The sequence below is a fragment of the Neobacillus sp. PS3-34 genome (genome assembly GCF_030915465.1).
Lineage (GTDB): Bacteria > Bacillota > Bacilli > Bacillales > Cytobacillaceae > Neobacillus_A.
The window spans coordinates 4210469-4225204 of sequence record NZ_CP133267.1 but is presented as its reverse complement, the minus strand read 5'-3'; the positions used below and the strand labels follow the sequence as shown (position 1 = coordinate 4225204).

Genomic DNA, 14736 nt, shown 5'->3' with positions numbered 1-14736 from the left:
TCACTTTTTAAGAATTTCTAAAATTAATCCTGCTGTTTCCTCGACTGCTTTATTGGAAACATTGATAACAGGGCAGCCTACTCGTTTCATTATTTTTTCAGCATAATCCAATTCATCAAGAATTCTTTCAAAGCTCGCATAATTTGCCTGTGAGGTTAGACCGAGCGCCTTAAGGCGTTCTTTTCGAATTTCGTTTAACTTATCCGGAGTGATTATCAAACCGACACATTTGTTTCTTGGTATTTCGTATAATTCATCAGGCGGTGGGACCTCTGGAACGAGCGGAACATTCGCAACCTTAAAGCGCTGGTGGGCTAAATACATCGATAACGGAGTTTTGGAGGTTCTTGAAACTCCAATGAGAACAATGTCTGCCCGTAAAATACCACGTGTATCACGGCCATCATCATATTTAACAGCAAATTCAATTGCTTCTATCTTTCGGAAGTAATCATCATCCAGCTTTCGCAGCAAGCCAGGCTGATGGTTCGGCTGTTTATTAAACTTACTCATAAAAGCGTCCATAAGCGGATTTAACAAATCTACGGCAATAATACCTTCCTCTGCTGCACGTCTGTCAAGATATTCCTTCAAGGATGGGATGACAATGGTATAGGCAATCAGGCAATTGGTTTGCCTGGCGATTAATATAACATCCTCTATGTCTTCTGTATCTTCTACGTAAGAGTTTCTCCGAATATCTACATGGCCCCCATTGAATTGCGTGGCAACTGCTTTAACTACAAACTCAGCTGTTTCTCCTACCGAATCTGAAACTACATAAACCATTTCTCTGCGTTCCAAAATTGTTTTCACTCCCCCGGCTACTTATTGTTCCAGCATTTCAAGAAATACGCGTGTTATTGTTGTTTTAGTAATACGGCCAATCAATTCGTATGTCAGGGGGCTTTGCTCAATTTCACGGACGACCGGCAGAGAATCAATATGATTATTGATTAATTTTTTTGCAGCAGCCATTAATGTTTCTTCCGGTTCAATCGTGATAATATTCGGCATTCTTGTCATGATAACATTAACAGGCAGCTCATTAAGATCCTTGCTTCCAAGTGCTGCCCTAATTAAATCTTTCCTTGAAATGACACCAGCTAAATGGCCTTCATCATCAACTGCATATAAAGTACCAACATCTTCAAGAAATAACTGAACAATCGCATCGTATACCGAGTGGGACTTGTTGATTACAATCGGGTGAGCCTTGTAATCATTGACTAAATGACCTGAAAATTTGGATGCCTGAAGTTTCAGCCCATTTTCTTCATTCAAAAAATAGCCAACCCGGTGGAGCTTCCAGACTTCCAGCCATGGTTAAAATGGCTAAATCAGGCCGAAGGGTTGCCCTTGTTAATGAAAGCTTTTCTGCGATCTGTTTTCCAGGTATAGGTCCATCTTCTTTAACAATTTGAAGGATTTCCTCTTGCCGTTTTGTCAGTTTAATTGTAATCACCACCTTCAGCTCGAACCAATAATATGTACCACTTAAATGTTTTTCTATAATTGTGTTACTCTATTTAAAATATAGTATATAACATTCAGTCGTTTTGGGGAAGAATAAGCTACTGTTTTTTATTGCAAATATTTAATATTTTTTAGTTATTTAAAACCAATCAACTTAAATAGAAAAAGACCGCTCAGTGGCGGTCTTTAAAATTATAGGAATAAGACATATATTAGAAGATTCATAACAGATTATATTTCCAGTTCGAGTACAACCGGACAATGGTCACTGCCCATAACATGATGGTGGATGTGCGAATCGATCAACGAGCTTGCAAGTCTTTCTGATAAAATAAAATAATCAATACGCCACCCAATATTCCTTTCTCGTACTTTAGCCATATAGGACCACCATGTAAAAGCGTCTTGTTTTTCTGGGTATTTAAAACGGAAGCTGTCAATGAATCCAGCATTAAGCAGCGATGTCATTTTTCCGCGTTCCTCATCCGTAAACCCAGAATTACCCCGATTAGATTTTGGATTTTTCAAGTCGATCTCTTGATGGGCAACATTCAAATCACCGCAAAGGACGACAGGTTTCTTCAAGTCCAGTTCCTTTAAATGCTTAAGCAGTTCATCCTCCCAGGCTAATCGGTACCCAATCCTTGCTAGATCCCTCTGTGAATTTGGTGTATACACATTCACAAGAAAGAAAGACTCAAACTCCAACGTGAGAACCCTGCCTTCCAAATCTGGGGAATCCCCGCCTGTACCATATTGTATAAAAAGAGGCTTCGACTTAGAGAAAACAGCAGTGCCAGAATAGCCCTTTTTTTCAGCATAATGCCAGAACTGGTGATATCCATTAAGAGCAAGTTCAATCTGCCCTTCCTGGAGTTTAGATTCCTGGATACAAAATATATCTGCTTCCATTTCATTGAAATAATCCAGGAATCCCTTTTTAACACATGCACGGATTCCGTTTACGTTCCAAGACACAAGTTTCATTTCATTCTCCTCAACAATATAGTGTTTCAGGGATTTACTATTTCCCTAATTCTTTTTTCATTAATTCAATATTACCCTCGTGAAATTTCTTCATAATATACGGGAAAGAGTAATTTCCGAGAATCATATAAGTCTGTTCTTCTTTATTCTCACAAAGAAGTTTTCTGGTGTTTTCAATATATAACTGTGAATCTTTTATTCTTTTATTGATTTCAGGATAATTGGAAGCAACAGATCCATGTCCGGGGACCAGCAATTTTATATTGTGATTTCCTAAAATGGCTAAAGAAGTCTCCAATGTCGCTTCATAATCATAACTGCTGGAGTAAATATATGGGAACTCAATATCTGAAAGAAAATCCCCAGCAATCCATAACCCAAGCGGCTCAATAATAGTATAAATTCCATCATTCGTATGTCCCTTGGCGTGATAGAAAGTTAGTGTGTAATCCCCCAACTGCAGTTTTTGCCCGTTTTCTTTAATTTGAATGTTTGTTTCAGGATAGGCGATTTTATAATTTCGCGTTAAATAGTAGGAATCGTCGAACCGCAAAATCTGATTTACAATTTCTTCTTTTTCGGTATTTTCGGACATATTCCCGCTTCCAATCACGGTTGAGCCAGGGAATGCATTATATCCAATGATATGGTCATAATCAGAATGGGTAAATAACAAATATACTGGCCTATTTTCTTTTCTCTCGTCTACATACCTGCGAATGCTTTCAACCTCTTGTGGGAGCCAGCATGGGTCAACAACTAAAATGAAATCTGGGGTCTCCACAACAGTTGATGTTGTTTGAAAAAGCGCACTTTGAAATACAGTTGTATGTTTATCTTTATATAAAATCATGTGTAGACCTCTCTTTTTCCCTTTGCCTCCATTTTACCTCATTGAACATAAATTTTATGTGTATTTTATTTTTGTGTTGATTCTAATTTTTAATAAGGCCATAAATATTTTTGGTACATTTCTTTTGACAGCAGTTGTGAAACAGGAACTATTTTTATGTTCCTATTTTTAAAATCGTCCATGGAATGAATTACACCAGCTGAACACACCCTCCCTGATACCCCCACATGACCAATCGCAATTCCCTTGCCCGTTTGCTCAGTTAACACAGCCAGCCTCGCCATTTGTTTTTTAACATGTGCTTCTGAAGATATATCATCCAAAAAAACATCTCTTTTCAGTAAAGGGACGCCAAATTCCTTTGCAATTTCAGGGAATTTTGATTTTGGGCTTGTTCCGCTATCGACTATATAAAGCCTTTTTTCCTTTGCCACTTTAACAATCTCTCTAACGATCTTTTCATTTTCAACTGCGAGTGAACCCATATGGTTATTTAGCCCTTTTGCATACGGAACATTATCAATTGCCTGTTCAACCCGTTTTCTTGCTTCTTCAGGAGTGAGATCAACAGTAATGGGCTTAGGACCCAGCCAGGATCTTTTTCCTTTTTTCGGCTGCATTGGCAGATGGACCATCACTTCAAACCCATTTTTATGCGCCCATTCAGCGTGTTCTTTTGATTTAGGAGTAAAAGGCATAACAGCGGCTGTAATTGGTACTTTACCTTCCAAAAACTCCTCCACTCCACCAACACCTCCCCCGAAGTCATCAATGATAATTGATGCTTTTAAATCACGGCCAGTCCCCCTTAGCAGCAGATGGTGGTAATATCATTAAGCTAATTAACAACAAAATCATTATTTGTGATGTTCTATTCATGGTGCACCCCCAGGAAGATTAATTTAGATTTAATATGTCCTTGGGGAAAATAATGATTCTGAATGTAAAAAAAAGAGCCAATAAGGCTCTTTTTATCTTATAAACTGACTATTCGTCAACTACTTCAACTTTTTCCATGATATCGCCGTTTCTCATTGCTTTGGCTGTTTCCAATCCAGATGTAACCTTGCCAAAAACAGTGTGGACACCGTTCAAATGAGGCTGGGATTCATGAACGATAAAGAATTGGCTTCCACCTGTGTCTTTGCCAGCATGGGCCATTGAAAGTGAACCCGGCTCATGCTTATGAGGGTTGCCCTGAGTTTCACATTTGATTGTATAACCTGGTCCGCCAGTACCTGTTCCGCTTGGGCAGCCTCCTTGGCTGACAAAGCCAGGGATAACACGGTGGAAAGTCAAACCGTTATAAAATCCTTCCTTCGCAAGCTTTTCAAAGTTTGCAACTGTTCCTGGAGCTTCATTTGGAAATAAATCAAATTCAATTTTCTCTCCGTTTTGCATTTGTATGTATCCTTTTTTAGCCATTCCAGTCATCTCCTTTATTTTAAGAAATCTATGATATCATACCATTTTTTAATGGGAGATGAAAAGCAGGGTGCATTTAAATCCATTTTTATGGTAAAATAAAAATGTCTCTTCCGAACATTCGCTTGTTGCGGGACACTTAACCAGTTCGGACGGAAGGGACTGGTGCCAGCGTTGCTGGCATCATTCATTACATATACGGCAGCCTTGGATTATGTCCATGGCTGTTTTTTTAGCAGTTTCCCTTCTGTTCCAAAAATCTTTGGTGTGTGTGCAGAGGTTGTTGTAATGATGAAAAAGATGGCGTTTGAAGCAAGCAGTTCACTTTCTGCATTAAAGGAATGGAGGAAAGAAATGAAGAAATGGGCTTTCGTATCTGACTTTGATGGTACGATTTCAAACAAGGATTTCTATTGGATCATTATCGATAAATATTTTCCCCAAGGAAAGGATTTATTCAATCGGTGGAAGGCAGGAGAAATAATGGATATTACCTTTCTCCAAACCGTTTTTTCATCGATCCATCAGGATGAAGAACAAATTCTTGATGATATCCTTTCTATCCCGATTGATGAATATGTGCCTGATTTTATAAAAACCGTCCAAACCAACGGAGGAGATTTTTATATTTTGAGCGCCGGAACAGACTATTATATTTATCATATTCTAAAAAAATATGGGATCAAGAATGTGAAGGTGTTTTCGAACGAAGGGTTTTTCAAGGAGAAAAATGTTCACATGAAGCTGGACGCATACAGTCCCCATTATTCGGAACGCTACGGAATTGATAAATCTAAAGTAGTTCAAGAATTAAAAGAAGAATATGAACAAGTTCATTTTATCGGTGACAGCGAGCCAGATTCTTATCCTGCATTATTCGCTGATGTGACTTTTGCGAAAAATGGCCTTCAGGAAATGCTGACTGAAAAACGGATACCTTATATTGCTGTAAATGATTTCCACGAGGTAGAGACCTATCTCGTAAAAGAAGGAATAATTTCCTGATGCCTAATTCCATTACCAGAATACCAATTCCATCCATTTTACTAATTAGAAACGGAGCAATTGGCCAGCTAGAAGAAAATTTAATGAAACAGGGATTTACAAACGCGCTTATTATATTTGATGACTTTATTTTTGAAACATTTAAAACACAGATTGAAGAACGGATTATTTCTCTAAAAATCGATTATTTTCTTTTGCCTCCTGATTTAGACATACAGCAGCTTATTAAACTTGCCTTTTCCTTCAATCATTACGATGTTGTACTCACCGTCGGAGGCGGTTCAACAATTGATTGTGGAAAATATATTGCCCATTCCAGCAACGGTCCTTTTATCAGCATCCCTACTTCTGCTTCGAATGATGGTTTTGCCAGCAGCAACTGTTCACTCATTGTCGAAGGGAAGAAAACCACCGTACCAGCCCCTGACCATGGGAGGAATCTCCACCGTAATAAGCGGCAACAGTTCCCCAATCAGCGGTTCAGAACATCTAATTTCTCATGCACTCGATAAGTTATCTGCTACCCCTCAAATGCACGGCATACAGGTTGGACTGGCAACTTACATAATGGCCAATGTCCAAAATCATCGTGCCGATCGAATATATAAAGTTCTAAATAGGACAGGTTTCTTTGACCATGCTGAAAAGCTGGGGCTGATAAAAGAGGAATATATCGAAGCAATTGAAATGGCACCCAGCATAAGACCCAACAGGTACCTATCTGCATGAACAGGAGTTTCGTGATAAAGCGAAGCGATTCCTTTACGAAGATACGTTACTGCAACGCATTTTAAAATGAAAAGTTAACTCCGATTCACCAAATGTAGTAATTGTTTATAAATTTCGATAACATCTACAATCCTCATTCGTACCAGCCCGCTCGAGGAGGGAGCCACAAAATCGGTTGTGCCGGGCACGACCGATTCCTCTTGAATCCCCCCGTTAACATCCCTCTTGCCGCTGAATTCCTGGTAAACCCCTTTGCCAACATAACAAGCGGTCATTGGCTTATATCGCTCTATTTTTTGCTTTAATTCCTGCCTGCCGATTCTATATTCTTCTTTTGATATTTCATCCGCTGCTTTTGTCGGGCGGGAAACGATATTCGTTAACCCATATCCCATTTCCAACAGCTTAAAATCTTCTTCCGGTTTATACTTTCTTTTCGTAATTCCTGATTCATGGAGGATCTTCCAAAAACGATTATTCGGATTTGCATAATGATGGCCTAATTCTCCGGAGCGTATACTAGGATTAAAACCGACGAACATAATAGAGAGATTTTCTTTTAAATGGTCACTGATTGGCTCAATCATCCTACTTCCCTCCTTATCCCAAATACTTCTTTTTAGAACCGAACCGCTTTCTATAAACAAATTTCCGCAGATCCGAATCCTTTATGTTCCCATCATATTGGCTGAATAATAAGCCTTGAAATGGCTGATATTTTTCTATCACAAACATTGCAAATTCCTTTCTTGTTTTAGCTGCAGCTGCTTTATATTCTTCCGTACCAGTTATTTCTTTTAGTTTGATTTTATAGAATTCCTTTGTATCTTCCCATTTTTCTTTCTTGTTTAAAAGAATATCTTTGGCATAATCGGGCAATTTTTCAATCACTACATCTATGTAGCCTTCCGACCACATAATCATCCGGTCTTTTTCCGTCAGTTCATATATGATTTTCAATAATTCAAGTGAATCGGGATTTTCGCTGCTTGCATACTTTCCTGCACGGTTCATTAGAGCACCTCCTGTAATACATTTTTCATTTTCCCCTTTTTGGCTTTTGCTTACCCTTCCTAAAAAATTGATAAAAAAACATCCAGAAAATTCTCTCCGGATGTTTTTTTAATATTTTACTTTTTAATGAGGCCTTTCTTTACTAAAAAGTCATGGGCTACTTGCTTTGGATCTTGCTTATCAAGGTCAACACGAGCATTCATTTCAGCCATGTCTTTTACTGATATCTTTCCTTCAAGTTCATTCAACACTTTTTTCAGCTTAGGATACTTTTTAAGTGTGTCCTTTCTGACGATAGGAGCAGCATAATAAGGAGGGAAGAATTTTTTATCGTCATTAAGAATACCCAGTTTAAAACGAGGAATTCTGCCATCTGTGGTATAGGCAGGAATGACCTGAACATCTCCTCCCTTTACAGCTGAGTACATTAGATTTGGATCTAGACTCTCCTTTGCTTTAAAATTCAAGCCGTACGTCTTTGCAAGGGCAGAATATCCATCCTCCCTTTCATAAAAATCTGTCGGCCCTCCAAATACAAGCTGAGGTGAATACGCCGCAAGCTCTGAAACTGTTTTCACACCTAATTTTTTATAGGTTTGAGGATTCAAAGCGAGAGCATATGTGTTTTCAAATCCGAAAGGTTTTAACCACTCAAGCTGATATTTCTCTTCGTAACCCTTTTTCACTTTTTCATAAATTTGATCAGCATTCATGCCAGGCTTATATTCATCCTTCAAAACAGTTAACAAGCCAGTTCCGGTATATTCTACATATACATCAATGTCACCTTTTTGAATTGCCTTTGTTAAAATCGGGGTTTCTCCAAGGCCTTCATCTACCGTTACTTTATAGTTTGTTTTATCTTTTATATATTCCTCTAAAATATGAGGAAGAATGTATTGCTCTGTCCATTTTTTCCCCGCGATTACGATTGTATCTTCTTGATTCGTTCCCTTCAATGCGAAAAAGATTATAAGGGCAGCAATCGGTAACGCCACAATTGCAAGTTTCTTGGAAGAAAATTTCCTGCCGGATTTAGGGTCTGAGGCAATTTCGATTCTTTTTAAAATCCAATCACAAATAATAGCAAGAATAGCTGCTGGTATGGCGCCAGCTAGCACCAATTCATTCCTGGCAGTAGACAATCCCCTGTAAATGAGATCGCCGAGCCCACCCGCGCCAATGAAGGCAGCAAGTGTTGCAACTCCAATTGTAAGAACCGTTGCTGTGCGCAAACCACCCATGATGATTGGCAGAGCAAGCGGCAATTCAATCATCCTTAAAATCTGGTTTTTCGTCATTCCCATTCCCCTGCCGCTTCTACTGCTGAAGCATCCACACCGGTAATGCCAATATACGTATTTCTTAGGATTGGCAGCAATGCATAAATTGTCAGTGCAATAATAGCCGTTATGTTTCCTATTCCAAACACAGGAAGGAGGAAACCGAACAAGGCAAGACTTGGAACTGTTTGAAAAATAGCTGTGATTCCAATGACCGGTTCAGCAAGCCTTCTCTTTCTGGAAATATAAATACCAAGCGGTACAGCAATTGCTGATGCTATGAGAATTGAAATTAATGACAAAAACAGATGCTGCTTTAAACCTTGTAATATGTCAGGCCATTGTTCAGTAAATGTAGTTGCTAATGTTCCAAAGAAATCAGACATGCTACCTGGCCTCTCCTTCTGTGCAGGTTCGGCCTCGAAGTCTGCTAATCCACTCATCATGGTTCCCCTGGTAATCAATCCTGTTAGTTTTCCTCTTTCAAGGACTGGTATGTAAGCAGCCCCCTCTTTTGCAAAGATTTCTGCAACATCAGTATATGGGGTATCAATCTCAACAGAGCTATAGTTTTCAATTAAGATGTCCTTCAATTTCTTTTCTTCTTCACCGTAGTAACGTTTGACATTGTCAATCGGAGCAATTCCAATCAGATTATTTTCCTGGTCAGTCACCAGTAGGCTGTCTACCCGATAAGTCTTCATAATTTTTAACGCCTCAGCTAGCCCACGGGTTGGTCTTGCGGTAATCAACTTTTGAATCATCAAATCACGGGCAACCGGTATTGACATGATACCGTTCTCCAACCTTTTTTCACCAATAAACCCTCTGACAAAGTCATCAGCTGGATGGCGCAGTATCCTTTCTGGAGTATCAAATTGAACGATTCTGCCTTCATTCATAATTGCAATTCTGTCTGCTACCTTGATCGCTTCATCCATATCATGAGTCACAAAGACAATCGTCTTCTTGATTGTTTCCTGCAGCTTCACCAATTCATCCTGAAGCTGCTCCCTGCTAATGGGGTCCAAGGCACTAAAAGGTTCATCCATTAAAATTATTGGCGGTTCAGCAGCCAATGCGCGGATTACTCCTACACGCTGCTGCTGCCCGCCGCTCAACTCTCCAGGATACCTATTCTTAAACGTTTTTGGGTCCAGGCGACCAGGTCTAGCAGCTCATCTACCTTTTTATCATACTTTTCTACTTCCCAGCCCTTTAATCTCGGTACTATTGAAATATTATCTCCTATTGTCATATGCGGCAGAAGACCGATTTGCTGGATTACATAGCCAATATTTCTTCGCAATTTTACAGGATTCTGCTTCGAGATATCTTCACCATTTATCAAAATAGTACCGTTTGATGGCTCAATCAGGCGATTTATCATCTTCATCGTGGTCGTTTTGCCGCAGCCGCTCGGGCCAATCAATGCGATAAATTCTCCCTGTTGAATGTTGAAATTAATATCTTTTAAGACTTCAAGTCCATTTGGATATCTTTTCGTTACGTGTTGGAATGAAATCATTCATGTCGCCTCTCTTTTTTCAGTTACCATATTATCTTTCTATAGTTAGTTTTCTATACCCTTAATTAGTTAGCTAGCAAACATTTTTGTGAAATAATTTCATCTAAAGTACTTTTAAACAAAAAAGAACCGGAATTCACCGGTTCTAATAATTGTAACGCTCATCCTTTTTTCTTCATTCCTTTTGTCATATATCCGCCTTTAAAGGATCGGATTTCAAAAGAGACAAGAAATGACTTTGGAGCTAACTCCTGAACAATTTGTATAAATTCCTTTTCTCGCGATCGTCTAGCTACGACATCAAGGCGGATACGAGGTGAATTCATCCCCTCGCCAACGAACACAGTTACACCGAACCCCGCGTTTCGTAAACTATTTACTAATTCATCGTTTCTTTCTAATAAACTGACATTATAGGTAATATAACCAAGTGCAAGCTTTTTTTCAATAAAGCCGCCAAGGAGGAGACCGACACTAAAACCAATAACATAAGCTGCAATATTCATCCAGTTCGACAAATCCTTAAATACAATTCCCAGACTGATAATATAGATGATCCCCTCAATTAACCCGGCACTAGCAGCTGATTTTGTCTGATTTTTCACGAGCAGAATGGTTCGTAATGTTAAAACAGGAACATAAATGATTTGGAGCACAAAGATCAAAAGAGCCTCAAGCATAGGTGTCGCCCCTAACATGAAATTTTGCTGCAATAATAACATAGGTGAACTCCAAAATCTAATAAAAAGGAGCCAATGAGCTGGCTCCCTTAAACTTAATAAGTATTATAGACGTTTGAACATTCTTCCGAGGTTGGTTCATAAAAACAATGCAGCTTGTAACGTGCGACAAAAGGCTGATTATACCAGGTTGGCGGACAATCACCAGGAGGGCGGAAATACCACAAACTAAATTTAGCTGGCCAGTTTTTTCCCCATTGATGGCCCTTCTAGCTAAACGCCTTTCTTTTTCCCTTGCGCGCTGATAAAAATAACCGTGGGTTACCGCCTCAAATGCATGGGGCTGGTAAACCATTTGCGGAATTGTACGGAGTCCTTTGAAATCTGAACAATTCGCTCTTATTCTATTGATTCCAACATTGCCTACGAGCATCATTCCTTGGACGCCTTCACCCTCTGCCTCAGCCCTTAATAATCTTGCCAAAAGATCGATATCTGAATTCCGAGCTTTTACAACAGCCATAGCAACACCTCCAATGTACCTCATCCTTATAGTATTGCGGATACATCAGAAAGTTGACGGAGATTCTGATATGACGCACTGATTTTTTAGATTGGTCCACCATTGTATAGATTTTATCTCCTGATTGCTTTTTTCTGTTTATTCATTACTTCAAAGGATTTTTCAATAATGTCAGTCAGTACATCTCCCTTGTAAACACGTCCAATCTTGGTGTTCTCCTGATAATACTCGACAATTTCCTCTAATTTGTCAAAAGTGTCTTTACTTATCCGGACATTCAGTTGTGTTCTCTCTTCCAGATTCATGATAGCGCCTCCCGTCGATGTGCTATAAATATGCTAGCTTTTTGATATAATTCGCCATTAATCTCCATTTTCCTTCATAGACATTCATAATTTAAAAAAGAGAGGGAATAATCCTGCTCTCTAATTTTTACTATTTATTTTTTATGAAGACTATTTTCGTAAACATTGTTGCTATTTACAAAAAGAGAAGTGTGGTTGATTTCCGCTCCAGGATGCTCGCTTTCCGCGGGGCGGGCGGTGAGCATCCTCGGCGCTGAAGCGCCTGTGGGGTCTCACCTGTCCCGCTGCTCCCGCAGGAGTCTCGCACCTTCCGCTCCAATCAACTTCTTTACCAACTGTTTGCTTTTCAGGAAACCTATTTAAAAAACAACAATCTTTTAGGAAAGAGCCTATATGAAAGATTAATTTATATGTTATTTCCGTCCTCTTCGATTTTCAAAATATATTGAAGCCCTTGTTGGGATGTTGAAAAGGTTGGACTGTTAAAGGAAGAACCTGCAAAGTTTACCGCTAAATCTGCTGAGATTCCGACAATAATACATTCAGCACCGATTAACCGAAGCGTATCACATAGTTTTTTAATGTAAGAAGCAGTCTCTTCTCTATACTCAGTTAAACCGCTCAAATCAACGAGGACAAATTGAATTCTATTTTTTGTACATGTTTCCAATACCCTTGTAACTAATAGTTCACCGCGGTCCATATCAAACCCGCCGAATAAAGGGATTGCAATGGTTTTATGCCAAATTTTTAAAATAGGCACGGAAAGGGCATCAATCATCTGCTCCTTTCTATTTTCTTCCTCTGCTTTTGTTGTAACATCCTGAAGGAGGGCAACATAGCCTGTTATTTGATCGTTATTATAAATCGTGTTAACAATGATATCGGCCACGAATTGATCTTTAATCGTTATTCTGGCCTTGTGTGTTCCCGTAAGATGTTCCATAATCCTTTCTTGCCGCTCTGGATTTTTATGAAAGTGGGACATATTTAATCCGATCATATCACTAATGTCATCTAGTCCAAATAAAGGGACTATTTTTGCCAATAATGAAGATGCCTTTTTATTTACCCAAACAATATTATAATTAATATCGGCAACAATAATATTTTCACCCATGTTTTCGAGGATGTTTAGAGAAGGGATGGCTTCTGGCAAATGTCCATGAGATTTCATTATATCACCCTTGTTTTTCCGTACAGTATAGCATATTTTTTTTGAAATACCACAACATACCGATTATTGAGTATAAACTGTCCCCTTGTCGCCTAAACACAAAGGTTTATTTCATTGTGAATCGGAAAATCCAGTAAGTTAACATAATATTATTATGTTTTAGAGTGAAATTTTTAGTTTTTTTGAGCATTTGATATTAAAAAAAGTGCAGAAGACTTGCACTCCCCCTTGTTATTCCTCATCTAAAAAGGAAAGTTCTCCATAGCCAAAGCGATGAAGCAATTCAGCAATTCTTTCGTAGCCAATATCATTTGGATGAATACCATCAATCGATAAGTACTCCTTTTCATAATCCCTGAAGGCTTTTTGTATATTAGCCATTTTTACACATTCATGTTCCGCAAGAATTTTAAGGTGGTTATTTAATTTTCTTACCCACTTCTTCGCGATTTCTTCCTTTGGAAAGGGATTATATAAATTGATCATCCTTATAATATAGGGCCGTTCAACCTGTTTTTTTAATAAATGAATCGTATTAAAAATAGCTGACATATTCGTCATGCATTCTTTTAATCCATTTCTTAAATCTTCTTCGTTATTATCCTGAAGATAGTTTCTTGCTGCAGTTATTAAGTCATTTCCTCCCGCTGTAATCGTTATTATATCTGCTTCCTTCACGCTTTCTTTAACAAAGTCATTTGATAATTCATTTAAAATATCGGCAGTTTTATAGCCAGGATGCGCAAATATTTGTAAATAAATCTCTTCGTCTAATTCCCATTCTGCCATCCTTCTGTATCGCTGGACAAATCCTGGAGAAAAGAACCCAGAACCTACCCCAACTGTCAGTGAATCTCCAAGAGCAATATATGAATAACTCAAAGAAACCCCTCCTCCCTAAAAATTTCTGTCAACATAAAGTATTCAGAAATAGGCATTTTTGCTATATGGGATAAGGTGTTTTTGAAAAATTTCCAGTTTACTTAAGCATAATCATTTAGACTCTGATGGAGCCCAAACCACAAATAATAATTCCTTCGAATTAGCACAAACTATTTTCGAATCATACACGTCGAAATATGTGAAAAGGAAGGAACTCATATGGATAAAACACTTGGTTATTTACGCGAAATTTTGTCAAATTATACGGAGGAACATTCAATGGGAAGGCATATTTTCCACAAGCTCGAAAAAAATGAATATAATTCTGAAGGTTCATTTGTCAGAGGTCTCAATTTTGAAGAGATTGAGTTTCTCAATGAAATCCTTCCAAAAGAAATACAATACGCAAAAGATGAACAAGATGAAAAGAGAGCTTATGAATTAAATGAGGTATTTGAATTGCTATTTTAAATAAAAGATGGCAACCGATTCGGATGCCATCTTTTTTGTTAAGGCTCTTTACGTAAACTTTATTGCTTTTGTAAAAATTCGTGTCCACTAAGTGGCGATTCAAGACAAGTTTTGGTGAATTCAATTGTAATCGAGTCCGAATCAGAGATGTATTCGGACAGGTTTACTCAAATCAATGGCATTCGAGTCCGAATCAGAGATGTATTCGGACAGATTTGATCAAATCAATAGCATTCGAGTCCGAATCAGAGATGTATTCGGACTGGTTTACTCATATCAAAGACAATCGAGTCCGAATCGGAGATGTATTCGGACTGGTTTACTCATATCAATGGCATTCGAGTCCGAATCGGAGATTGATTCGGACTGGTTTGATCAAATCAATAGCATTCGAGTCC

Annotated in this window: 13 protein-coding genes and 5 pseudogenes; 3 read left to right on the top strand and 15 right to left on the bottom strand. The window is 38.5% G+C overall.

The features are described from left to right. From RCG23_RS22160 to RCG23_RS22135, 6 genes and pseudogenes are all read right to left on the bottom strand, one after another. Positions 1 to 789, bottom strand: coding sequence for a pyruvate, water dikinase regulatory protein (locus RCG23_RS22160; RefSeq protein ID WP_374049869.1), 789 nt, complete (start codon positions 787 to 789; stop codon positions 1 to 3). A 39-nt stretch (positions 790 to 828) separates the two neighbouring features. Further along, a pseudogene (locus RCG23_RS22155) lies at positions 829 to 1462 on the bottom strand (helix-turn-helix transcriptional regulator). 245 nt (positions 1463 to 1707) lie between these two features. After that, positions 1708 to 2463: an exodeoxyribonuclease III gene (locus tag RCG23_RS22150; protein WP_308177416.1), complete on the bottom strand. Its 756-nt coding sequence runs from the start codon at positions 2461 to 2463 to the stop codon at positions 1708 to 1710. 37 nt (positions 2464 to 2500) lie between these two features. Further along, positions 2501 to 3316, bottom strand: coding sequence for an MBL fold metallo-hydrolase (locus tag RCG23_RS22145; protein ID WP_308177415.1), 816 nt, complete (start codon positions 3314 to 3316; stop codon positions 2501 to 2503). Between the two features lie 89 nt (positions 3317 to 3405). After that, positions 3406 to 4131 carry a divergent polysaccharide deacetylase family protein gene (locus RCG23_RS22140; protein ID WP_374049868.1) on the bottom strand — a complete coding sequence of 242 codons (726 nt, stop codon included), beginning with the start codon at positions 4129 to 4131 and terminating at the stop codon, positions 3406 to 3408. Between the two features lie 172 nt (positions 4132 to 4303). Continuing rightward, positions 4304 to 4741, bottom strand: a complete 438-nt coding sequence (locus RCG23_RS22135) for a peptidylprolyl isomerase (RefSeq protein WP_308177413.1) — start codon at positions 4739 to 4741, stop codon at positions 4304 to 4306. Between the two features lie 354 nt (positions 4742 to 5095). Between RCG23_RS22135 and RCG23_RS22130 the strand changes: the two genes are divergently transcribed. Next, complete coding sequence (locus tag RCG23_RS22130) at positions 5096 to 5746, top strand: MtnX-like HAD-IB family phosphatase (RefSeq protein WP_308180142.1); 651 nt, start codon at positions 5096 to 5098, stop codon at positions 5744 to 5746. Then, positions 5746 to 6545: pseudogene (locus RCG23_RS22125) on the top strand (iron-containing alcohol dehydrogenase). The gene RCG23_RS22130 and the pseudogene RCG23_RS22125 overlap by 1 nt, the downstream one beginning before the upstream one ends. 4 nt (positions 6546 to 6549) lie before the next feature. Here the strand turns inward: RCG23_RS22125 and RCG23_RS22120 are convergent. From RCG23_RS22120 to RCG23_RS22080, 9 genes and pseudogenes are all read right to left on the bottom strand, one after another. Continuing rightward, on the bottom strand, positions 6550 to 7059 hold the full coding sequence (locus RCG23_RS22120) for a mismatch-specific DNA-glycosylase (protein ID WP_308180141.1): 510 nt from the start codon (positions 7057 to 7059) through the stop codon (positions 6550 to 6552). 16 nt (positions 7060 to 7075) lie between these two features. After that, a complete protein-coding gene (locus RCG23_RS22115) occupies positions 7076 to 7489 on the bottom strand; it encodes a hypothetical protein (protein WP_308177412.1) in 414 nt (137 codons plus the stop codon). A 116-nt stretch (positions 7490 to 7605) separates the two neighbouring features. Then, positions 7606 to 8978 (bottom strand): annotated as a pseudogene (locus RCG23_RS22110) (glycine betaine ABC transporter substrate-binding protein); the annotation flags it as partial. A gap of 216 nt (positions 8979 to 9194) precedes the next feature. Next, positions 9195 to 10300 (bottom strand): annotated as a pseudogene (locus RCG23_RS22105) (ABC transporter ATP-binding protein); the annotation flags it as partial. Positions 10301 to 10461: 161 nt separating this feature from the next. Further along, entirely contained in the window at positions 10462 to 10980 is a 519-nt protein-coding gene (locus RCG23_RS22100; RefSeq protein ID WP_308180140.1) for a DUF2179 domain-containing protein, read from the bottom strand. A 95-nt stretch (positions 10981 to 11075) separates the two neighbouring features. Then, positions 11076 to 11503: pseudogene (locus RCG23_RS22095) on the bottom strand (cell wall hydrolase). A 113-nt stretch (positions 11504 to 11616) separates the two neighbouring features. Further along, complete coding sequence (locus RCG23_RS22090) at positions 11617 to 11808, bottom strand: hypothetical protein (protein ID WP_308177410.1); 192 nt, start codon at positions 11806 to 11808, stop codon at positions 11617 to 11619. Positions 11809 to 12214: 406 nt separating this feature from the next. Further along, positions 12215 to 12985 (bottom strand): STAS domain-containing protein, encoded by a 771-nt coding sequence (locus RCG23_RS22085; protein ID WP_308177409.1) that lies wholly within the window; start codon positions 12983 to 12985, stop codon positions 12215 to 12217. 231 nt (positions 12986 to 13216) lie between these two features. Continuing rightward, complete coding sequence (locus tag RCG23_RS22080) at positions 13217 to 13867, bottom strand: GDSL-type esterase/lipase family protein (protein ID WP_308177408.1); 651 nt, start codon at positions 13865 to 13867, stop codon at positions 13217 to 13219. A gap of 219 nt (positions 13868 to 14086) precedes the next feature. Between RCG23_RS22080 and RCG23_RS22075 the strand changes: the two genes are divergently transcribed. Beyond that, positions 14087 to 14338, top strand: coding sequence for a sigma-G-dependent sporulation-specific acid-soluble spore protein CsgA (locus RCG23_RS22075; protein WP_308177407.1), 252 nt, complete (start codon positions 14087 to 14089; stop codon positions 14336 to 14338). Positions 14339 to 14736: the final 398 nt, after the last annotated feature.

Bases quoted from the DNA above. Each gene is read 5' to 3' on its own strand.
- RCG23_RS22135 (WP_308177413.1), bottom strand. From the start codon at position 4,741: ATGGCTAAAAAAGGATACATACAAATGCAAAACGGAGAGAAAATTGAA.
- RCG23_RS22085 (WP_308177409.1), bottom strand. From the start codon at position 12,985: ATGAAATCTCATGGACATTTGCCAGAAGCCATCCCTTCTCTAAACATC.
- RCG23_RS22150 (WP_308177416.1), bottom strand. From the start codon at position 2,463: ATGAAACTTGTGTCTTGGAACGTAAACGGAATCCGTGCATGTGTTAAA.
- RCG23_RS22145 (WP_308177415.1), bottom strand. From the start codon at position 3,316: ATGATTTTATATAAAGATAAACATACAACTGTATTTCAAAGTGCGCTT.
- RCG23_RS22075 (WP_308177407.1), top strand. From the start codon at position 14,087: ATGGATAAAACACTTGGTTATTTACGCGAAATTTTGTCAAATTATACG.
- RCG23_RS22090 (WP_308177410.1), bottom strand. From the start codon at position 11,808: ATGAATCTGGAAGAGAGAACACAACTGAATGTCCGGATAAGTAAAGAC.
- RCG23_RS22100 (WP_308180140.1), bottom strand. From the start codon at position 10,980: ATGCTTGAGGCTCTTTTGATCTTTGTGCTCCAAATCATTTATGTTCCT.
- RCG23_RS22130 (WP_308180142.1), top strand. From the start codon at position 5,096: ATGAAGAAATGGGCTTTCGTATCTGACTTTGATGGTACGATTTCAAAC.
- RCG23_RS22160 (WP_374049869.1), bottom strand. From the start codon at position 789: ATGGTTTATGTAGTTTCAGATTCGGTAGGAGAAACAGCTGAGTTTGTA.
- RCG23_RS22115 (WP_308177412.1), bottom strand. From the start codon at position 7,489: ATGAACCGTGCAGGAAAGTATGCAAGCAGCGAAAATCCCGATTCACTT.